Raw genomic sequence first — 21,979 nt, forward strand, 5'->3', positions numbered from 1 at the left:
CAGGTAAGAAGATTCTGAAAAAAATTACAAAACTTTAAAACAATAAAAAAATGAACTGTAAAACCGCAAACGAAAATATCAACATTCGGGAAATTTTGGATAATTTTTCTCTTTTCCCAAGCAAAGAAAATTTGAAATCAGCATTTTATTTTGCTTTTGACCGAAAAGAACGGACACCAAGTGTAATCGTCAATTTTGGAAAAAATACCGCTTTCGATTTTGGAACTGGGAAGCAATACGATAATGTTTCTTTGGTCCAAGAAATCAAAAAATGCAGTGTTTCCGAAGCATTGGAGTATCTAAAGCAATTTAAATTTTCAAGTTTTGAAAAGAATCAAAATAAGAAAAATGAACAAAATTCTGATAAAAAATCAAAACCCAATTATGAGATTTTGGAAATAAAAAATGTAGAAAATTCTCCACTTTTAAGCTATTTAAAATCCCGAAATCTGGAAAGTCAAATATCAGAACTCAAGGAAATTCATTATTTACTGAATGACAAAAAATATTTTGGACTGGCTTTTCAAAATGATTCTGAAGGATATGAAATTAGAAATCCATTCATTAAAATTTGTCTTGGAAAAAAAGATATTTCCACGATTAAAAACGGAAGTGAAACCCTGAGGATTTTTGAAGGATTCACCGATTACTTATCATTCAAAATTTTGGAAAAATTGCTCGAAAAAGAACCTACGGATTATCTGATTTTAAACTCCGTTTCTATGCTTTTCAAAGCCAAAACTGAACTCGAAAACTATCCAAAAATTGAACTCTATTTTGATAATGATAAAGCAGGAAATTTGGCAACAGAACAATTAATGAGTTTTCATAAAAACATCACAGACGAACGTTTGCTCTACAAAAATCACAAGGATTTGAATGCATTTTTGATGAACAATGAAATTAAAGAAGAACATCGTCCAAAATTCGGCAGATAGTGAGTGCAAAAAGTACCCAAAGTTTACAATAAGCGTATCCGCTGATTGAAACCTTTCGGCTTTTTGGTTTTTTCCTATCGTCAAAAACAGATTTTAAAACCAATAATTAAAGACAAAAAAAAATGGAAAATGGTTTTTTGAAAACGTTTGTTCAGCAGGTTTCCAAAGTGGAAGAACAAAAAAATGCTGAACAAAAAAAGCGAAAATACTTCCAAGAATTGGGCAGAAAAGGGGGACTAAAAAAGAAAACTTCGGAACAATTTTCTAAGGTGATTTCGGTACGGTTTACAGAGAAAGAATTTGAAGAAATTAGAAAAGAATCGGAAAAATATAAGCTCACTTTTTCAAAATACTTGAGGTTGATTTTTACAGAAAAAGAGTTAAAAATTAATGAATTTCAAACGGACGAAATTTTGCTAAAATATGGCGACAATTTTATAAAAATCCGAAATCTTTTGAGAAATGCAGAATGGACTGCTTTTGAAAATAAAAAAGAAATCTTGACCGAAATAGAATTGGTTTTGAGGTTAATCAAAAACTATCTCTATCAAAAAAACATTCAAAAATGAATAATTCTGCAACCACAAGAAGAATCTCAAAAATCGCTTTGGAATATAATGGAAACGACAAAGGAAAAGCAGAAATGGTTTTCAGTCAAAATCTGCTCAATGAAAATCCTGAAAAACAATTTTTGGAAATGAAAACGATTGCTGACAGAAATTCTAATGTGAAGAAATGGGCGTTCACAGGATATATTTCGCCCGAAAAATCAATTGGAGATCAATTGTCAAATGAAGAATTGGTGAAGTTAACTTTAAAAGCATTGAAAAAAGTTGGTGTAACCCAACAAAACCAAATTCGACTGGATATTCATTCTTCTACGAAGCAAAAACACATTCATTTTGTAGTAAACAGAATTGATATTCACGGAAACAATACTATAAAAGCCCATAAAATAGGCGAAAATTTCGGTAAAGCTGTCCGTGAAGTTTGCAAAGAAATGAACCTGAAAACAGATGTTGAAATTGGCATTGAAAAGAAAAAACAAATGCTAAGCGATTTGAAATTCTGCCTCAAATCAGCAAAGAATTTTGATGAACTCACCGTAAAAATGGATGAATTGGGTTACAGAATTACACTTTCAGAGAATGTAAAGGTTGGAGTTTCAGGAATGCGAATTGTTTGTCATGAAGACATCAATCTCGATACACCTCGCCAATACTTCCCCGGTTATAAATTATCTGAAATCACGAATAAGTTGAAAATTGCGGATATTAAAAATATTCTCAATACTAATCAGGAAAAGGAAATTTCAAAAAGCGAGTTATCTCAAAATTCGGATTCGCAATCGTTTGAAAATGATACAAAAAGTAATGCAACATCATTTTTGAATGAAATCGGAAATCTTTCAAAAGAATTTTTAAAACCCACTTTCACAACACCAGACGAAGAATTATTTAGAAAAAAGAAACGTAAACTTTAAACAAAATGGAAAACAAAGAAAACAATCAGGACAACGGTTTGGAATTACTAAATAAAGTAATTGAAACTAACGAAAGAAACATTGAACAAGGAATAAAAATAGAGTTTCTCTACGAAGATTTATTGTTTATAAAAGGAGAAACAGAATCTACGATGCGAGGCTTGAACACAACAAATCTGAAATTAGTAGGATTGCTAGAAAAGGAAACTCAAGAAAGAGAGAAGTTTTTAGAAAGAATACCAAAAGCTATTGAAGCCGAGCTTTCTGAAGATTCATTAAATTTTTTGAAAGATTTTCAAAAGAAATCCAAAGGAGTAAAATATTTAATTTTTGGTAGCCTTGGTATTTTGTTGCTTTCAATTATTGTAATTTTCTCAATTGGAAAACTCGCTAAGAACTGGTATTCCGAAAGCATAAAAACCAAAACCGAAATTAGGGAAGAACTCTTTACCGAAATCAAAAACCAAGGAAAAAATGTCTACAAAACTGCCGATTTTGAACTACTCAAACACAACACGATTATAATGAATAAATGGATACAGAAAAACCCAAAAGATTCCGAGAATTTTCTTAGGTTCAAAGAGGGGTTTGAAAGTAGATGATTATTTGTAATTTGTCGTTGATTTTCATATTTCTACTTTTTTCGAGCTGTTGTAATTTAAATGTCTTTGTATGTTATGAAGGAGTTTTTCTCTATGAAAGAGAGAACGAAAACAAGAAGGATAAAGATTACCAAGAATTCAAACAAATAGAAGAACTAATTCAAAGGCAGATAGAAAAATCATTGAGTATCCAAACTCTTTTATACATAAATATTGGTATCTTTGATAACTATTGTAAAAACTAATTTTCGCTAAGAAATATGATGACCAAAGAAGCACAAATTGAGGATCTCTTTATAAAAAAATTAGAAGATCTTAAATATACATATCGGAAAGACATACACGATAAAAATACCTTAGAGAAAAATTTTCGGGAAAAATTTGAAACTCTTAACAGAGTGAAATTAACAGATAGTGAATTTGAACGTTTGAAAAGTGATATTATAAATCCTGATGTTTTCAATGCTTCCAAATTGCTACGTGCAAGAAACTATTTTCAACGTGAAGACGGAACTCCTTTGCATTACACTTTGGTAAATATTAAAGATTGGTGTAAAAATGAATATGAGGTCATCAACCAGTTGAGGATAAATACGCAAAACAGTAATCACCGATATGATGTAATTGTTCTCATTAATGGGATACCCATAGTTCAGGTTGAATTGAAAACATTGGAAATTTCGCCACGTAAAGCCATGCAACAGATCGTAGATTATAAAAATGATTCAGGTAATGGATACACTAATTCTCTGCTTTGTTTTGTGCAATTATTCATTGTAAGTAATAAAACAAATACCTATTATTTTGCAAATAATAGAAATCAACATTTTAGTTTTAATGCTGATGAGCAATTTTTGCCTGTCTATCAGTATGCAGATGAACAAAATAAGAAAATTACCCACATAGATTCTTTTGCTGAAAAGTTCCTTCCTAAATGTACCCTGGGAGAATTAATCAGCAAGTATATGGTTCTTGTAGAGAGTGAGCAGAAAATGCTAATTATGCGTCCATATCAAATTTATGCAGTAAAAGCCATTGTTGACTGTATTCAGCAAAATCGTGGAAACGGGTATATTTGGCATACAACAGGAAGTGGAAAAACATTGACATCTTTCAAGGCTTCCACATTATTGAAAGACAATCCTGATATTGAAAAATGTTTATTTGTAGTCGATCGTAAAGATTTGGACAGACAAACTAGAGAAGAATTTAATAAATTTCAAGAAGGAAGTGTTGAAGAAAATACCAATACCGAAACTCTTGTGAATAGATTGCTTTCTACCGATTATGCGGATAAAGTAATTGTTACCACTATACAGAAATTAGGTTTGGCATTAGACGATAGTAATCGTAAAAATTATAAAGAACGTTTGCTGCCTTTGAGTAAAAAACGTGTGGTTTTCATTTTTGATGAATGTCACCGATCACAATTTGGAGAGAATCATAAGGCTATAAAAGAGTTTTTCCCAAATGCACAGCTCTTCGGATTTACCGGAACGCCTATTTTTCCTGATAATTCCAGTTATACCATTCGAGAAGGAGATCAGGCTTTCAATAAAACAACCGATGATATTTTTGAAAAACAACTACACGCATATACAATTACTCACGCTATTGATGATAGAAATGTACTGCGTTTTCATATCGATTATTTTAAAGGACAAGGAAATGTACAGCTTAAACCTGGCGAAACCTTAGCCCAACAAGCCGTGGCAGAGGCTATTATAGAAAAACACGATGTAGCAACAAATAACAGGAGATTCAATGCGGTTCTTGCAACTGCATCTATCAATAATGCTATAGAATATTATCGCCTTTTCAAAGAAATACAGCAAAAGAAGAAAGCAGAGAATGAGGATTATGAACCGCTTAATATTACTTGTGTATTTTCTCCGCCGGCAGAAGGAAATAAGGATATTCAGCAAATTCAGGAAGATTTAGAACAGGAAAAAGAAGATAATAAACAAAATCCTGACGAAAAGAAAGCGGCATTGAAAATAATCATTGACGACTACAATCTTCAATATGGTACAAATCACAATATCAACGAATTTGATTCATATTATCAAAATGTACAAACACGCATAAAGGATCATAAGTATAGCAACAAGGACTATCCACACAAAAATAAGATTGACATTACCATTGTGGTAGATATGTTACTTACAGGATTTGATTCAAAATACCTTAACACTTTGTACGTGGATAAGAATCTGAAATATCACGGATTGATTCAGGCATTTTCCCGAACCAATCGTGTGCTTAATGACACTAAACCCTATGGGAATATTTTGGATTTTCGTCATCAGCAAGATGCTGTAAATGCTGCTATAACATTGTTTTCTGGTGAGAAATCTGACGAAGAAGCCAAAGAAATCTGGTTAGTTGAGCCAGCTCCTGTGGTGATTGAAAAATATAAAGAGGCAGTTGCACAATTAGGTGATTTTATGGCGAAAAACAATTTGGTTTGTGAACCCCAAGAAGTATATAATTTGAGAGGAGATGCTGCTAAAATTGCCTTTGTGAAAAATTTTAAAGAAGTACAAAGGTTAAAAACTCAGCTCGACCAATATACAGATTTAGACATTGAGCAGAAAGAAATCATTGAAACCATTTTGCCTGAAGATACTTTGCGTTCCTTCAAAAGTTCATATATAGAAACAGCTAAACAGTTCAAAAAAATACAGCAAGACGAAGGTAGTAATGCTCCCGATGATATACAGCAACTTGATTTTGAATTTGTTCTTTTTGCTTCAACATTGATTGATTATGACTACATAATGTCATTGATTGCTGATAATATGCAGAAAAAACCAACTAAGCAAAAAATGACAAAATTACAAGTCATCAACCTGCTTACTTCAAGCTCTAATATGATGGAAGAACAAGAGGATTTGACTGAATATATTAATGGCTTGGACTGGAATAGCGGACAAGACGAACAAACACTGAAAAATGGTTATGAGATTTTTAAAATAGAAAAAAACAACAAAGAATTATTATCCATTGCAGATAAGCATAGTGTCCCTGTAACAACATTAAAGGATTTTATAGACCAAGTACTGAATCGGATGATTTTTGATGGAGAGAAATTGACCGACCTTTTAGCTCCGTTGGAATTAAGTTGGAAAGAACGTAGAACAAAAGAGCTTTCATTGATGGAAGATTTGGTTCCTCTTCTAAAGAAACAAGCACAAGGTCTCGAAATATCCGGATTAGCAGCTTATGAGTAATAAACCGAAAATATATAAATACAAAACAATGTCAGGTCTGGTAACAAGATTACGAGATGATTTAAACAATGTAGACTTTGTATTGCTATATGCTTATAATGGTACGGGAAAAACTCGCATTTCGATGGAATTTAAGGATAAAGGAAAGCTAAAAGGAACTGCTGATACACTTTATTTTAATGCTTTTACCGAGGATCTTTTTTATTGGGATAATGACTTGGATAATGATAAAGAGCGAACTCTTAAAATAAATTCGAAGTCAAATTTTTTTAATGGATTCAGAGAATTGGCTTTAGAAGAAAAAATTTTCGTCTATTTAGAACGGTATGTTGATTTTGATTTTAAAATTGATTATGAAAAATGGCAAGTAGTATTCAGTAAAAACATTAAAAATCCAAAATATAAAACAAACACAGAAGAACCAGAATATATTATTCAGGATAATATTAAAATATCTCGTGGAGAGGAAAATATTTTCATTTGGTGTATTTTCCTGGTAATTTGTGAATTGACTATAGATGGTGACGAAGCTTACAATTGGGTTAAATATATTTATATTGATGACCCCATTTCTTCTTTAGATGATAATAATACAATTGCTGTAGCAAGTGATTTAGTTAAGATATTGAAAAAAGGAGTTGGTAAAGTTAAAATGATTCTGTCTTCTCATCATAATCTTTTTTTTAATGTGATGTGTAATGAATTGAAAAAGAATAATCATAAACGATATTTTCTACACAAAAATGGAACAGAAGGACATACGTTGAGAGCAACTGATGACACTCCATTTTTTCACCATGTAGCTCTTTTGAGTGAGTTGAAGCGTGTTGCAGAATCAAATAAAATCAGCACTTATCATTTTAATATGTTAAGGAGTACTTTGGAAAAGACAGCAACTTTTTTTGGGTTTGACGATTTTTCTAAGTGTATACATGGTATAAATGATGAAGTATTATATGCACGTGCCCTCAATCTTTTGAGCCATGGCAAATATTCTATTTATGAACCAGTAGAGATGGGTGTTGATAATAAAGAACTTTTCAAAAATATATTAAACGAGTTTCTTGTAAAATATGAATTTTATTTACCGGAAGTACTCGATGAAGAAATAAAATAATCATGACATTAAAGCAACAACAGCAATTGGGTAAAACCCTTTGGGAAATAGCCGATCAACTACGCGGAGCAATGAACGCAGATGATTTCCGAGATTATATGCTTTCGTTTTTATTCCTTCGTTATCTGTCTGATAATTATGAAGAAGCGGCAAAGAAAGAATTAGGGAAAGATTATCCCCAATTAAAAGAAGGAGATAAGTCTACTGCCTTAAAAATTTGGTATAAAGCAAACGAAGCAGATGTACTTGATTTCGAAAAGCAGATGCGTCGGAAAATCCATTATGTCATCAAACCAGAACATCTGTGGAGTAACATTTCTGAACTTGCCCGAACACAAAACGGTGATTTACTAGTAACACTGGAAGCAGGATTCCGCTATATCGAAAATGAATCGTTTGAAAGTGCGTTTCAGGGATTATTTTCGGAAATCAATCTCAATTCCGAAAAATTGGGTAAAACAGCTCCTGAAAGAAACAAAAAGCTTTGTACTATCATTCAGAAAATTGCAGAAGGAATTGCTGTTTTTTCTACTGATACAGATATTTTAGGAGATGCTTACGAATATCTTATCGGACAGTTTGCAGCTGGTTCTGGAAAAAAGGCAGGCGAATTTTATACTCCGCAACAGATGTCTACCATTTTATCTAAAATTGTAATTTTAGATAGTCAGAACCCCGCATTGGGAGAAAAGAAAAAATTAGATAAAGTATTTGATTTCGCTTGTGGTTCAGGTTCTTTACTATTAAATGTACGTAGACAATTAAAAGAAAGCGGAGGGCATATTGGAAAAATATACGGACAGGAAAAAAATATCACTACCTATAACCTTGCCCGTATGAATATGCTCTTACATGGGGTAAAAGACACAGAATTTGAGATTCACCATGGTGATACCCTTTCCAATGATTGGGATATGTTGAACGAAATGAATCCTGCGAAAAAAATTGAATTTGACGGAATTGTAGCCAATCCTCCTTTTAGCTTAAAGTGGGAACCAAACGACAGTTTAGCTGACGATTTTCGTTTCAAAAGCTATGGTTTAGCCCCTAAATCCGCTGCTGATTTTGCCTTTTTAATTCACGGTTTCCATTATCTTTCTAACGAAGGAACAATGGCAATTATTCTTCCACACGGTGTATTGTTCCGAAGTGGTGCCGAGGAACGTATCCGAACCAAATTATTAAGAGATAACCATATAGATACCGTAATCGGATTGCCTTCAAATTTATTTTTCTCAACGGGTATTCCTGTTTGTATTTTGATTTTGAAAAAATGCAAAAGATTTGATGATGTACTATTCATCAATGCCAGCGAATGTTATAAAAAAGACAAACGACAAAATCGTTTACGTGAAGGTGAAAATGGCGAGCCAAATGATATAGACAAAATTGTAGAAACCTATCAGTTTAGAAACGAAGAAGAACGCTATTCTCGTAGAGTTCCAATAAGTGAAATAGAAGAAAATGGATATAATCTTAATATTTCCCGATATGTAAGCACGCAGGTTGAAGAAGAGCCTGTTGATATTCACACTGTAATGCAAGAAATCAAATCTTTAGAAGCGAAACGTGCAGAATTGGATATTGAAATTCAAAAATATTTTAAAGAATTGGGGCTTGTTTTTTAATTTTTTTTAGTGATGAAACCAACAATCAATATATATTGCGACGAAAGTTGTCATTTGCTGAATGACAAAGAACCTATAATGGTTTTAGGTGCTGTTTATTGCCCAATTGAAAAGAAAGAAGAAATTTTTGAAAGATTATATAGTTTTAAAATCAAGCATAATCTTATTCCTAAAAATAAAAAGAATGATAAGGATAATCGTACTTACTATGAGTTGAAATGGAACAAGGTTTCAAAATCAAAAATTGAATATTATAAAGATGTCATCAATTATTTTTTTGATGATGATGATTTACAGTTTCGAACTCTTGTAGTATCAGATAAATCCGCTATTAATTACGAAAAATTTAATCATACACACGATACATTTTACTACAAAATGTATTTTGGAATGTTAAAAGCCATTCTAAATCCTGAAAATTCACATCATATCTATATTGATATTAAGGATACCAGAAGTAAGGAAAAAGTTCATAAGCTTGAGCAGGTTCTGAGGAATGATAAATATGATTATTCCAAAGAAATAATCAAAAAAGTACAACAAGTGCGGTCGCACGAAGTAGAGATATTACAACTCGCCGATTTATTAATTGGTGCTACGGCTTATGTAAACAGAGGATTAAACAATAATAAGGCGAAGAATGAATTAATCAATCTTATTAAACATCGCTCTAAATATTCGCTTACAAAATCCACATTATTAAAAGAACGGAAGTTCAATGTTTTTATTTGGGAACCTCAAAAACCATATTTTGTATGAGTTTAGTTTTTCCCCAATTAATACCGTTTAGTGATTTTGGCGGTGATTTTACATCATATTTTGAAGCCATTTATTTGGTTTTTCATAATGATTTTATTAAAACACAGCCAATTTACGAAGGCATGAAAGTGTCAGCACAAAAGCATCCGGAAGTAGATGGACTACATCGTACTTTTTATCATATCACACATGAGGGTGAGGATGAACAAAACCGTACACCTGATATGAGAAGAATGGAACGAATACGTTTTCCTAAATTCATTATATCAAATTGTCCACATAAAGAACTATTAATTTGGGAGAAAGTACTTGGAAGAGATACTCGGATTCATATATTGAATGAATCTGAAAGATATTTGGTAGTATTAACCAAAAGAAATGGCTATTTATTGTTTTGGACTGCTTTTTATATAGCCGACAACCATACTTTAAAAAAGAAATTAAAAGAGTATGAAACTTATATAAAAGCCAAAACCGCTTAGTGGAACTAAACGGCTTCTAAACTCCTTTAACACTTACATTCAATAAAGAAATGGTCACTGAGCTGTTGCAAAGATACAAAATAAAAATATAAAAGCAAATAGATTAAATCCTTAATGCTGAATAAGAAGATAATACTATGACCGAGATACAAAAAGATAATAAAAATATCGCTAATGTTCCCCATTTACGATTTCCGGGGTTTACTGGTGAGTGGGAAGTGAAGAAGTTGGGGGAGATAATGGATTTTAAAATTACTAACTCTTTTTCAAGAGAAAATTTGAATTATGAAAATGGAACAGTAAAAAACATTCATTATGGAGATATTCATACTAAATTTCAGGCATTATTTGATATTAGAAATGAAGTTGTTCCTTTTATCAATGAAGATATAAATATTCGTAGGATTTCAGAGGAAAATTTTTGTAAAGAGGGAGATATAATTTTTGCAGATGCGTCTGAAGATTTAGAAGATGTTGGTAAAAGCATTGAAGTTATAAATCTAAATGATGTAAGATTGCTATCTGGATTACACACACTATTAGCAAGACCTAAGGAAAATGTTTTCCATTTAGGATTTAATGCTTACTTATTTAAATCCAATCGTGTTAGAACGCAAATCCAAAGAGAATCACAAGGAACAAAAGTTCTTAGTATTAATGTTGGACGGATTTCAAAAATTGAGTTGTCATTTCCTGCTGTAAAAGAACAACAAAAAATTGCCTCATTTCTGTCCCTAATCGATGAGCGAATCCAAACTCAAATTAAAATAATTGAACAATTAGAAACCTTAATTAAAGGACTTCATCAAAAGTTAATTCTTACACAAACTCCAAATGTAAAATTGAAAGATTGTGTTTCTTGCCATTCATCATCATTGACTGAAGCGGAAATATTAAATGAAAGAGGAGTTTTTCCAATTTTTGGTGCAACAGGTATTATTTCTTATTCAGAAAATTATCTAATTGATGAAGATGCAATTATGATAATCAAAGATGGTTCTGGAGTTGGAAAAGTCCAGTATGGAACAGGAAAATTTTCAGTTATTGGAACATTGAACTACCTGACAATAAAATCTTATGTTAATTTGAAATATATTTTCTTCTGTTTGAAATTCTTTAACTTTAACACGTATAAAGTTGGTTCTGGTATTCCTCATATTTATTTCAAAGATTATGGAGAGGCTCTTATCTATTGCCCTTGTTTGGATGAACAAAATAAAATAGAAAAATTACTTTCGTCTATCGATGAAAAAATAAATCTTGAAAATACTTTGTTAAAAAAATTAAAAGATCAGAAAAAACACCTACTGCAAAATCTGTTTATATAAATAGGTTTTGCAATAGATATTGTTTTTGAGATTGATACTTCTCCAAAATATTTTTTTCTGTTTGAATTTTTGTATCAATAGCAGAAAGAAAGTTGGCAATGATAGTTTGTTCTTCAAGAGGTGGAATGGGTAATTCTATCTGCTTCACAATGTCTGCAGATAAATTTCCTTGACCACCTTGTAAGTACTTATTTATAATGTGTTCTTTTTTATGAAAGAGATAAGAGTAAATGAAATAATGATTTTGTTGAGATTTTATACAAAGCACTGCTTGGTTTATTGCTCCATTAATCTTACTAATTGCTACTTCACCACTTGTTGCGCCATATAAGGCATATAAAATATCACCAACTTCAACCATTTTAGCAGATGAATTTTTTAAACCTAATTCATTAATAAATTGCTCTGTTACATTAGAATTTATTTCACCTGATCGGATAAAAGGTATATTTCCATCAAAATACTCTTTTTTAGATGTCAGCGGAGTTCCACCTGAATAAAAAGTTGCTAATTTACCAAGTTTTTTTTCTGTCCATTTTTCTGTGAATCCTTTGAATCTGATTTCTTGTGAAAACAGTTTTTCACTTAGTCCTTTAATTGAAGATTTAATATCCTGTTTGAATACGCTTCGCTATCAACTATATGAACAAATTCTTAATCAAGAAAATGAAATAGTACAGATTAAGGAGGTTTTAAACTACGAACAACCAACTAAATATTTAGCATCAAATACAGATTACTCTTCAGATAATTCTTTGATTCCTGTTTTGACGGCAAATAAAGCGTTTGTACTAGGATATACAGCTGAAGATTTCGGGATTTATGATAAAGGTGAGTGTATCATTTTTGATGATTTTACAATGGATACCAAATTTGTAAATTTTCCTTTTAAAGTAAAATCATCAGCGATTAAAATATTAACTGCCAAATCTAATGTAAATCTGAAATTTATGTTTGAGTATTTGTCTTTTTTAGGATTATCATCTGCTGAACACAAACGACATTATATTTCTGAAATTGAGCCAATAGAAATTTCATTACCTAATCATCATAAACAAAATCAGATTGCAAATATATTGTTAGGAATTGATAAAAAGGTAAAAATGGAATTCGATATCTATACGTTACTGACTAAGCAAAAGCTCTATTTATTACAAAACCTGTTTATATAAATAGGTTTTGTAATAAATATTTTTTCTGTTCTTCTAATTTTTCTAAGAGTTCTGTTTCGATATCAATTTTTGTGTCGATTGATGAAAGAAAATTAGCTATTTTCATTTGTTCTTCAAGAGGTGGAAATTTAATCGGCATAGACTGAAACATTGGTAATCTCAAAGATTTTACAGTTGAACCTACAGCTTGAGATTGTAAATACTTCTCATCAATATCTATATGATAGTATAAATATTTTCCACTTAATTCAATGAAATCAAAAATTGCATACGTTCGTTGATGTAAGTCAAATTTTCCCATAAAATATTTAGGTGTAAATTTCTGTCCTTCTCCTGGTACTATTACTGCTTCTTTGTTGAATAAATATCGTTTACTTGTTCTAACATCTTGAGATCTATCAAAAAACGTATATTCTCCATCTAAAATTGAATCTTCTCTATTAGAAGAGCCTGTTGTTATTGTAGCTAGTTCACCGAGTTTTTTATGTTGCCATTCTGGAAAATCATTCCCATTGTCATCTTTAAACGTCAATTGACGAGAGAATATTTTCTTGCTAAGCGTATTCTTTAACAATTTAAGTTCCTCAATTATTTTAATTTGGGTTTGGATTTTTTCGTCTATCAGAGACAGGAATGAAGATATTTTTTGTTGTTCATTAGGATTCTTTGGAATAAGAAAGGGGAAATTTTTGATTTGTTTTTGCGAAAGCATTGGAATTGCCCCTAAAGCTTTATTTTTTTGAACCTCATTTTGGATATTCTCCCCAATTAAAATATAGTACAGAAATTTCGGATTACAAGTTATATCTTTCAACAAGACCATACTTGGGTTAATTGTTGCAAAACCAATTTCCTTTTCGATTATTGCACAATCTCCCAATGTGCCTCGTTGAGAAAAAATGATGTCACCAACTTTAACCATAATTTCAGGTGATTCATAATATTTATCCCAACTCAAAAAAGTGGGTTCAGACAAATCAATCGTTTGATTTTTTATATGCTTGCCTCCCAATACAAATGCTCCTTTGCCTTCTTCAACCAAATCTCCAGTAGTGTATCCTCTATATCCTATTCTTCCTTTTAGTAAGCAATTTTCATCTACTGAAGTAAGTTCCCACTCATCAGTAAACCCCGGAAATCGTAAATGGGGAACATTTAGATTAAAGATTCTTGAAGCTCAATGCAAAAGATTTAAAATCCTCAATCCTTTATTTTCTTCCTTTGTTCTTTTTAATCTTTAATTCAAATAAAATGAACAAAAAGCAATTGTCAGAAGTAATCGATCTATGGAAAATAGACAAAAAGCAGTATGTAAAAAAGTCAAGTTTTTCGGCTTATACGCTCCTTATTGAAAATCATCTACTACCAGCATTTGGTGATAAATATGAACTTGAAGAAATTGATGTACAAAATTTTGTTTTCCAAAAATTAGAATCCGGCTTAAGTCATAAAACAATCAAGGATATTTTAATCGTACTGAAAATGATCCTCAAATTTGGAGCAAAGCACAAATGGCTAAATTATACTCCTTTTGACATACAGTTTCCCACAGAACGTGAAAAACATAGCATCGAAGTTCTTAGTAAAACCGATCAAAAGAAAATTATGAATTATATACAAGAACACTTTACATTTCGGAACTTAGGTGTATATATCTGCTTGAGTGCAGGTATGCGTATCGGCGAAATATGTGCATTGACTTGGGAAGATGTGGATACAGACAACGGAATAATTAGTGTTAACAGAACGATTCAGAGGATATATGTTATTGAAGATGGAAATAGAAAAACTGAACTTATTTTAGACACACCCAAAACAAAAAATTCTATTCGGGAAATTCCAATAAGCAAAGATTTATTGAAAATACTTAAGCCTTTTAAAAAAATTGTAAACCCTTCATTTTTTGTTATAACCAATGATGCAAAACCAACAGAACCCCGAACTTATCGCAGTTATTATAAAAATTTGATGAAGGAATTGAATATGCCTAAATTAAAATTCCACGGACTGAGACATAGCTTTGCAACAAGATGTATTGAAAGTAATTGTGATTACAAAACGGTAAGTGTCTTATTGGGACATTCTAACATTAGTACAACGCTTAATCTCTACGTACACCCAAATATGGAACAAAAGAAAAAAGCCATAGAACAGATGTTTAAAGCGTTGAGGTGAATATCAGTCTTAATTTAATATTATATTTTGTCACAAATAGTTACTGTTTTTGTGACAGAATGTAATGATTAAAAAACATCACCAATTTAAATGATTGTTATTTCAATCGTTTTATTTATTTTTGTATGAAATAGCAATCATTTAAAATGAAAAAGCAAATCCTTTTACCCAAATACGCTGCTCTTTTAGAGCAAATGGGTGAGAACATAAAATTAGCTCGGAAGCGTAGAAAGCTTACGGCAATACAAGTTGCCGAGCGTGCAGGTATTGCTCGTTCTACCTTATATTTAGTAGAAAAAGGAGATAGTAGTGTGGCAATGGGTGCTTATTTTAATGTGTTGCGTGTATTGGGCTTGCAAAACGATTTCTTAAAGTTGGCAGCTGATGATGAAATGGGCAGAAAACTACAAGATTTAGATCTCTTATAAAATGGCAACAAATAAAACCGACATCTATGTTTATGCACATTGGCTTGGATTAGCCGAACCAGTGTTGTTGGGTATTTTGTCTGCACATCAAGCCAAAGGACGAAAGGCTTTTAGTTTTGAATATGACAAAAATTGGTTGAAATCCAATGCTCAACGGTTGATAGATCCGGATATTCAATTTTATTCCGGGCAACAATTTCCAAATAATAAAGAGAATTTCGGAATTTTCTTAGACAGTATGCCCGATACTTGGGGACGAACATTAATGAAACGTCGTGAAATTCAGTTAGCCAAAACGAAAGGCGAAAATCCTAAAACATTGTATGATATTGATTATTTATTGGGCGTTTTTGATGAAACAAGAATGGGTGCTTTTCGATTTAAATTGGATCCTAACGGTGATTTTTTAGATAATGATTCCGAAAAATCTACACCGCCTTGGTCAACGGTTCGGGAATTGCAGCAAGCCGTTGTTCATTATGAAAATGATACGGATAACGAAGCCATAAACAAATGGTTGAAAGTGCTAATTGTGCCAGGATCTTCCTTGGGAGGTGCAAGACCCAAAGCCAATGTTTTAGACGAAAAAAATCAACTTTGGATTGCGAAATTCCCTTCCAAATATGATACAATTGATAAAGCCGCTTGGGAATATTTAACCTACCAATTAGCGATAAAAGCAGGAATCGAAATGGCAGAATGTAAAATGGAGAAAGTAAGTGGAACTTATCACACCTTTTTCACCAAACGCTTTGATCGAATGGGTAAGGAAAGAATTCATTTTTCATCGGCAATGACGATGACTGGAAACAATGAAGACACGATTAAAAATCAACCTGCGAGTTATTTGGATATAGTGGAATTTATTCAGAATTATGGTTGTAAGGTTAATGAAAATCTACACCAGTTATGGCGAAGAATTGTTTTTAATATTGCTGTTTCCAATACGGACGACCATCTTCGCAATCATGGATTTATTTTGACTGACGAAGGTTGGGTGTTATCTCCGGCTTATGATTTAAATCCTTCCATTGATAAAGATGGTTTGGCTTTAAATATTGATATGGATAATAATGCTTTAGATTTTGAATTGGCTAAAAGCGTAGGCGATTTTTTTCGATTAAATCATTCTGAAATGGACAACATATTGAACGAAGTTTTCAATTCAGTAAACCAGTGGAAAGAAATTGCTCATCAAATTGGTATTTCACGATCAGAACAAGAATTAATGCAGGCAGCTTTCAGATTTAATTAAGTACATTGAACAGATTTAGATTGCTGCTCAACACTTGATCGTATAAAAAAAACGCCATTTCTGTATCGCATTTGTACCATAAAACTATAACTAATTGATTTTCATATATGGTTATTTTTGAAGAAGTAAAATAGGCAGTCAGAGACTGATTAAATATAAATCCCCGAGCGTAAGCGAGGGGATTTTTTTATATTGAAATATTCAAAGCAGAAAATACAAAATCATTAATCGATTTTTTTAACATAAAATAACATTTTTTATAAGATTTTTAAAATTTGATGGCTTACTTATTGCTTCTAGTTGAAGCGATTCTCATGTTTAATTTGAGTTTTCATGGTTATTAGTTTTTACCCAGCCTCGGCTGGGTTTTTTTGTTTCTTAATTTGTCTTTGGCAAACAATTCTCTGAAACAGATTTGTAAATTATTCTGGCTTTTTCGACAAAAGCATTCATATTTCTCATGTATTTTTTTGCTTCTTTTTCCGTTTTGGATTTCAAAACAACATCTAGACTTTGTCCAATACAATTGTTGATTTCTTCTTTGGATACGATATTGGATTCCTTTAGTTTCAAATCAATGCATTCGCAGGACTTTTTCGCTACTTCCTCCTCTATGGTTTGGGCTTTTGACAGAGAGAATGTTATTAATAAAACTAAGAACAGGCTATATTTTTGTAAGGTTGAGGTCATTTTGATCAAGGTTTGTATCAAAGATAAAATATTCTGGGTATCTGTGATTATTTGTTTTAATAATGGCTTATCGATTTTTAGAATTCAATCATAATTTTATAGGTGAAGGGTTTTTGTTAATTGTAATGGTTTTTAATTGTTTAAAAAATAAATTAAATAGGATTTTTATATGAAAATTATTTTAAATAATGTCTGTTTGTGAATGAAAATATAAATATATTTGAGTGTCTTAGTTGTTGTGTTGATAATCATAAGAATAAAGTAGATTGTCAGAAGAATTGAGAAAGTAATCAGAGAAGTTGAGTAGACGGTCAGAAGAGTTAAGTAGACAATCAGAGAAGTTAAGTTGACAGTCAGATGACTTGAATAGACAATCAGATGGCTTGAGAAAACTATCAGAAGAGTTAAGAAGACAATCAGAGGAGTTGAGTAGACAATCAGAAGAGTCGAGTAGATAATCAGAAGAGTAAATCAAACCATAAATAAAATTAATTCAAAAACATAAAAAATGGGAAATAACAATTTAAACTATGAGGAGTATCCGGCGATTGGCGATGCGCTGATTGCGAGTTTTAACAGAGACCAAGCGGAACTGGCGGGACATTACAAGATGATGGATTCGGATTTTGTGACCGAATTTCAGAATGCTATTGATGCAGTTCGAGGAACGGCATCTGTTCTGGCGAAAACGGAGGAACTGAAAAGTGTTACAAAACAGTTGTATGGACTGGCTGATGAAGCGAATAAAAAATTGCTTTTTCTGCTGGATTATGTCAAAGACGCGGGACTGGAATCAGCCTCTATATCCGGCATCCGTAGCAAGCTGACCACAAGAAATATCGAAGGTGCTGTGTACGACCTGAGAGAAGTGCTGCCTTATCTGGAAAGTCATAAAGCTGAGCTGGATGCTGGTAATATGCCAAAGGAATTTTTGGACTATTTTCCGCCCATACTTCCTCAGATGGAAGCTTGGAATGCGGAGCAAATCGCCATCGTGAGTAACAGAAAATCTCTTGTAGAGGCTAATAAGCTTTTGTTCGAAAATGCCTACAGCTATATCTCCAAAGTGAGCAACAATGGTAAAAAGGTTTTCAAGAATACTGTGAAAAAGGATGATTATACGATTTCGAAATTGCTGACCAAGGTGAGGGCGGAGAAGAAAGGGCAAGAGGAGAATCCTAATCCTTAAGCTTTGAAATTATATGATGGATCCCTGAGTGTGAGCTTGGGGATTTTTATTTACTAGTTATAAATTAATATTAAAATTTGTTATTTTTTATTTGTAGGTAATAATTATTTTTATACATTTGCAATAGAAATAGTTCTTTAAGGTTTTGGCCATAAAAAATATAAGATTAGGAGCGTATGATTAAATAGTGGTTTTTACCACGGTTTTTCCATCAACCATTTTGCCGCTACAACCATTTAACAATGAGAAGTAGTAAATCAACGGAAACGAAATATGGAATCAAGGATTCCAGATTTGTTTCCTCCTAATTAAAAAGCGGAGCGAATTGTGTCTCACACGTTCGTTCCTAATCTTATTGTTTAATTTAATTTAATTTTTTATGAGAAACAAAAACCAGCTCGAAGGTCTTATATTTGATTTAAAGACCTTACAAGAAAAGAACCACAGTTCTTTGTCAATTGAGGATTTAGAAATTTTAGAGAGAATTTTATTCTTTCTAGAAAATTTAGAAACTGATAATGAAGCTATCGATGGAAAGGCTGAATTTGCAAAAATTCTTCCAGATTTAATGAGATTTATTTTAAATCCTGAGACTTGGAAATTTTTTAGTGAAATGCTTGATAGTTTTAAAAATTTGTAATTGACCCGCTTTTAATTTTTTGTATGAATTTAGGAAACGCTATAAAAAATCAAAGAAAGATAATTGGGATGAGTCAAGGAGAGTTGGCTAAGCAGATTCAAAAGACTCAATCTTATCTTTCTCTAATCGAAAAAAATAAAAAGGAGCCAAATCTTTCAGTTCTGAAAGAAATAAGTGAAGTCTTACAAATCCCACTACCTATTTTATTTTTTAAGTCTATTGAAGAGACTGATATCAAAGAAGATAAAAAGTTTATTTTTAATTCTTTGGACACAATCATTAACTCGGTATTTCTTGATGAAAAATGATATTAAAGTCCTTAAACTCCTTCTACCGAATTGTTGATAGTAACGAAACTGAAATAAATGAAATAATTTCAGAAATTACAAAGTACTATTATGAATATTCCAAAATTAAATCTGATGGGATTTCGAAAAGATATTTTAATCCGAGTATTAATAAATTGAAAGATATTCAAAATAAAATTCAAGGTAGAATTTTGAGTAAGCTTGTTTTGGTAGATAATGTTTTAGGAGGAGTGAAGGGCTGGAGTAATATTGATAATGCAAAATTACATTATAAAAACAAATATTTTTTTCAAACGGATTTGAAGAAATTTTTCCCTTCTGTTTCCCAAGCTATGATTATTAATTCCTTAGTTGCAAAAGGATTTTCTAAAGCTGTTGCGGAAAAAATCGCTAATCTTTGTGTTCTGTCGACTAAAGATGGTCATAGAGATTTTACATTACCACAAGGCGCTCCAACAAGCCCAATGTTAGCAAACTTAGTTTTTGAAAAAATCGATATTGAAATTCTAAAATTAATCAAGAATCGAAATATTATTTACTCTAGATGGATAGACGATTTGACTTTTTCATCTAAAGAAGATATGAAGTATCTCAATCTTGATATTATTAGAATTATTACAGATAGAGGCGTAAAAATTAGTAGAAAAAAAACAACTTATAGGATAGGTAGCTGTATAATTACTGGTGTTTTAATTAAAAAAGGTAGGATGACAGTTACAAAAGAATTTGATATGCAAGATGAATCAAAGATGAATATGTTAAGAATTAAAGGGAGGGAAAATTACAGAAAGCAGGTTCATAAAAAGAATAGATAATTCATTGATTTTATAATATAAATTTATCTTTGCAATCCTAAAACAAAAACAAATGTTTTCAAAAATTACAGTTCACAGAGTCGGGAATAAAATCAATGGAGAATCTTTAACGCTTTCCCAGGAAGAGCTACAGCTGGAAGATGAGATGAAGGAGTTGCTCGGAAATTATTTTATGAGTGCTTTCAAATCCGAAGAACAGTTCCAGTTCTACAGCGACTCTTATCTGGTGAATAACCCTGTTTACAGTTCTGTGTCCGAAATTTTTGAAGACAAGGCCAAGTTCCAATGGGAATCTGAGAATATTGCCAAACATCTTTATGATGCGGCAGAAAATCCGCGCGTTCAGGCCGGGGAGTTGTTCGTCGTTTATTTTGAAGGCGATGTTATCGAGTCTGCTGACAACAGTGACAAAAAAATAGATTCTATCGGGCTGTTCAAAACTGAAAAGAGGGAAGGTTTCCTTAAAATCAATCCTCAGGATGAATCTTTTGAAATCGAAAGAGATTTTGGGATCAGCTTGTCAAAAATCGACAAAGCGGCTTTGATCTATAACAATGACAAAGAAACCGGCTATATCCTGTCTGTGGTTGATAACAACAAAAACGGCGATATGTATTATTGGTTCGAGGACTTCCTGAAAGTAAAACAACGCGACGACGAATACTTCCACACCCAGGAAACATTGACAGTTTATAAGGATTTTATCACACAAAAGTTACCGGAAGAGTTTGAAGTTTCCAAAGCTGACCAGGCGGATTTTCTCAACAAGTCTATCAATTTCTTCAAAGAAAAAGAAGAGTTCAAATATGATGATTTTGTCAATGAAGTTTTGCAGGACGAAAGTGTTATCGAGAGTTTTTCCAACTTCAAATCTGATTATGAGCAGGATATGCAGATCTCGATTTCTGAAGATTTCCCGATTAACACACAAGCGGTTAAAAAGCAACAGAGACATTTTAAATCGATTATTAAACTCGATAAAAATTTCCATATCTACATCCATGGCGACCGCAAAATGATAGAAACGGGACAGGACGAGAAGGGGAAATACTACCGTTTATATTTTGAACAAGAGAAATAAAAGTTTGTAATTCTTTAAAAAATATCTCTCGCAGATTTGGCAAATTAAGCAGATTTTTGAATTATCTGTATCAACTGTTAAATCTGCGAGAATTTTTTTTGCATTCATTTTAAACTCTTAATATTTTTAGAATTTAACATAATCTTGATTCTATTATAAAAAATCTCTACATTTGCAACTATGTTGATCAGAAAAAACAGGGTTATTAAGAATTTCATCTCGGTATTTTTTGCCGTGATGTATCTTTTTGTGGCTTTGTTTTCTTCACAATTGCATCATCACAACGGCGAATCTTTCTATACAGATTCAGGTTTTAAAAAAACGGAGAAAAGCATTTCTAAAGCGGTCTCAAAAAATCAGTCCGGGGATTGTCTGGCATGTCATTTTCTGGCGACAGGCAACACTTTGGTTCCGGAAGAATTTGCTTTTCAGTTTGAAAACCATACCAACGAAGCTCAGCAAACTTTTTCTGTACAGGAAAAAATATGGTCTCAGACCAAATTTACCTTTCAACTCCGCGGTCCACCCGCTATTTCGTAATTTGTGTTCTTCCGGAGCGACTGTCTTGCGGAAGCAACATTATTTTGTTCTCGGGATTTGTAAGAATACCTGAGCGTATTTGAAATATTAATTACTTAGTGATTTGACTTCTTCGA

Annotated in this window: 23 protein-coding genes; 20 read left to right on the top strand and 3 right to left on the bottom strand. The window is 32.0% G+C overall.

Annotated features, from left to right (window positions below; all coding sequences use genetic code 11):
• The first annotated feature begins 50 nt into the window (after positions 1 to 50).
• From AC5P2S_RS02180 to AC5P2S_RS02225, 10 genes are all read left to right on the top strand, one after another.
• Complete coding sequence (locus AC5P2S_RS02180; protein WP_494556066.1) at positions 51 to 938, top strand: DUF8464 domain-containing protein; 888 nt, start codon at positions 51 to 53, stop codon at positions 936 to 938.
• A 122-nt stretch (positions 939 to 1,060) separates the two neighbouring features.
• Positions 1,061 to 1,507 carry a plasmid mobilization protein gene (locus tag AC5P2S_RS02185; RefSeq protein WP_078704774.1) on the top strand — a complete coding sequence of 149 codons (447 nt, stop codon included), beginning with the start codon at positions 1,061 to 1,063 and terminating at the stop codon, positions 1,505 to 1,507.
• Entirely contained in the window at positions 1,504 to 2,421 is a 918-nt protein-coding gene (locus AC5P2S_RS02190) for a relaxase/mobilization nuclease domain-containing protein (RefSeq protein WP_078704773.1), read from the top strand. Before AC5P2S_RS02185 ends, AC5P2S_RS02190 begins: the two co-directional genes overlap by 4 nt.
• A 5-nt stretch (positions 2,422 to 2,426) precedes the next feature.
• On the top strand, positions 2,427 to 3,023 hold the full coding sequence (locus tag AC5P2S_RS02195; RefSeq protein ID WP_078704772.1) for a hypothetical protein: 597 nt from the start codon (positions 2,427 to 2,429) through the stop codon (positions 3,021 to 3,023).
• A 260-nt stretch (positions 3,024 to 3,283) separates the two neighbouring features.
• Complete coding sequence (locus AC5P2S_RS02200; RefSeq protein ID WP_260258220.1) at positions 3,284 to 6,256, top strand: type I restriction endonuclease subunit R; 2,973 nt, start codon at positions 3,284 to 3,286, stop codon at positions 6,254 to 6,256.
• A 28-nt stretch (positions 6,257 to 6,284) separates the two neighbouring features.
• Positions 6,285 to 7,373, top strand: a complete 1,089-nt coding sequence (locus tag AC5P2S_RS02205) for an AAA family ATPase (RefSeq protein WP_494556067.1) — start codon at positions 6,285 to 6,287, stop codon at positions 7,371 to 7,373.
• Positions 7,374 to 7,375: 2 nt separating this feature from the next.
• Positions 7,376 to 9,001, top strand: a complete 1,626-nt coding sequence (locus tag AC5P2S_RS02210) for a type I restriction-modification system subunit M (RefSeq protein ID WP_076783594.1) — start codon at positions 7,376 to 7,378, stop codon at positions 8,999 to 9,001.
• Between the two features lie 12 nt (positions 9,002 to 9,013).
• Positions 9,014 to 9,760, top strand: a complete 747-nt coding sequence (locus AC5P2S_RS02215; RefSeq protein WP_076783593.1) for a DUF3800 domain-containing protein — start codon at positions 9,014 to 9,016, stop codon at positions 9,758 to 9,760.
• Entirely contained in the window at positions 9,757 to 10,242 is a 486-nt protein-coding gene (locus AC5P2S_RS02220; protein ID WP_076783592.1) for a hypothetical protein, read from the top strand. Before AC5P2S_RS02215 ends, AC5P2S_RS02220 begins: the two co-directional genes overlap by 4 nt.
• Before the next feature lie 137 nt (positions 10,243 to 10,379).
• Positions 10,380 to 11,570: a restriction endonuclease subunit S gene (locus AC5P2S_RS02225; RefSeq protein WP_494556068.1), complete on the top strand. Its 1,191-nt coding sequence runs from the start codon at positions 10,380 to 10,382 to the stop codon at positions 11,568 to 11,570.
• Here AC5P2S_RS02225 and AC5P2S_RS02230 read toward each other — a convergent pair.
• A complete protein-coding gene (locus tag AC5P2S_RS02230) occupies positions 11,563 to 12,180 on the bottom strand; it encodes a restriction endonuclease subunit S (RefSeq protein WP_494556995.1) in 618 nt (205 codons plus the stop codon). The genes AC5P2S_RS02225 and AC5P2S_RS02230 overlap by 8 nt on opposite strands.
• Positions 12,181 to 12,187: 7 nt before the next feature.
• Here AC5P2S_RS02230 and AC5P2S_RS02235 point away from each other — a divergent pair, with 7 nt between their 5' ends.
• On the top strand, positions 12,188 to 12,742 hold the full coding sequence (locus AC5P2S_RS02235) for a restriction endonuclease subunit S (protein WP_076783590.1): 555 nt from the start codon (positions 12,188 to 12,190) through the stop codon (positions 12,740 to 12,742).
• Here the strand turns inward: AC5P2S_RS02235 and AC5P2S_RS02240 are convergent.
• Positions 12,735 to 13,784, bottom strand: a complete 1,050-nt coding sequence (locus tag AC5P2S_RS02240; protein WP_494556069.1) for a restriction endonuclease subunit S — start codon at positions 13,782 to 13,784, stop codon at positions 12,735 to 12,737. The genes AC5P2S_RS02235 and AC5P2S_RS02240 overlap by 8 nt on opposite strands.
• Positions 13,785 to 13,993: 209 nt before the next feature.
• Between AC5P2S_RS02240 and AC5P2S_RS02245 the strand changes: the two genes are divergently transcribed.
• The 3 genes from AC5P2S_RS02245 to AC5P2S_RS02255 all read left to right on the top strand — a co-directional run bounded on the left by AC5P2S_RS02245 (position 13,994) and on the right by AC5P2S_RS02255 (position 16,600).
• Complete coding sequence (locus tag AC5P2S_RS02245; RefSeq protein WP_076783587.1) at positions 13,994 to 14,917, top strand: tyrosine-type recombinase/integrase; 924 nt, start codon at positions 13,994 to 13,996, stop codon at positions 14,915 to 14,917.
• 146 nt (positions 14,918 to 15,063) lie between these two features.
• Positions 15,064 to 15,345, top strand: coding sequence for a helix-turn-helix domain-containing protein (locus AC5P2S_RS02250; protein WP_076783586.1), 282 nt, complete (start codon positions 15,064 to 15,066; stop codon positions 15,343 to 15,345).
• A gap of 1 nt (position 15,346) precedes the next feature.
• The gene (locus AC5P2S_RS02255; RefSeq protein WP_076783585.1) at positions 15,347 to 16,600 is read left to right on the top strand and encodes a type II toxin-antitoxin system HipA family toxin; all 1,254 of its coding nucleotides are present in this window, start codon (positions 15,347 to 15,349) and stop codon (positions 16,598 to 16,600) included.
• A 378-nt stretch (positions 16,601 to 16,978) separates the two neighbouring features.
• On the opposite strand, the gene AC5P2S_RS02260 is transcribed toward AC5P2S_RS02255, so the two are convergent.
• Entirely contained in the window at positions 16,979 to 17,290 is a 312-nt protein-coding gene (locus AC5P2S_RS02260; RefSeq protein WP_283416159.1) for a hypothetical protein, read from the bottom strand.
• Positions 17,291 to 17,798: 508 nt separating this feature from the next.
• On the opposite strand from AC5P2S_RS02260, the gene AC5P2S_RS02265 reads away from it, so the two are divergent.
• From AC5P2S_RS02265 to AC5P2S_RS02290, 6 genes are all read left to right on the top strand, one after another.
• Positions 17,799 to 18,479 carry a hypothetical protein gene (locus tag AC5P2S_RS02265; protein ID WP_494556070.1) on the top strand — a complete coding sequence of 227 codons (681 nt, stop codon included), beginning with the start codon at positions 17,799 to 17,801 and terminating at the stop codon, positions 18,477 to 18,479.
• Positions 18,480 to 18,858: 379 nt separating this feature from the next.
• Positions 18,859 to 19,119 carry a hypothetical protein gene (locus tag AC5P2S_RS02270; protein WP_494556071.1) on the top strand — a complete coding sequence of 87 codons (261 nt, stop codon included), beginning with the start codon at positions 18,859 to 18,861 and terminating at the stop codon, positions 19,117 to 19,119.
• Between the two features lie 23 nt (positions 19,120 to 19,142).
• A complete protein-coding gene (locus tag AC5P2S_RS02275; protein ID WP_494556072.1) occupies positions 19,143 to 19,427 on the top strand; it encodes a helix-turn-helix domain-containing protein in 285 nt (94 codons plus the stop codon).
• The gene (locus AC5P2S_RS02280; protein WP_494556073.1) at positions 19,424 to 20,242 is read left to right on the top strand and encodes a reverse transcriptase family protein; all 819 of its coding nucleotides are present in this window, start codon (positions 19,424 to 19,426) and stop codon (positions 20,240 to 20,242) included. Before AC5P2S_RS02275 ends, AC5P2S_RS02280 begins: the two co-directional genes overlap by 4 nt.
• Positions 20,243 to 20,294: 52 nt before the next feature.
• Positions 20,295 to 21,323, top strand: coding sequence for a nucleoid-associated protein (locus AC5P2S_RS02285; protein WP_283416161.1), 1,029 nt, complete (start codon positions 20,295 to 20,297; stop codon positions 21,321 to 21,323).
• Positions 21,324 to 21,503: 180 nt separating this feature from the next.
• A complete protein-coding gene (locus AC5P2S_RS02290) occupies positions 21,504 to 21,863 on the top strand; it encodes a hypothetical protein (RefSeq protein WP_494556074.1) in 360 nt (119 codons plus the stop codon).
• The last annotated feature ends 116 nt before the right edge of the window (positions 21,864 to 21,979 follow it).

It is taken from the genome of Epilithonimonas sp. 33E (assembly GCF_059372615.1).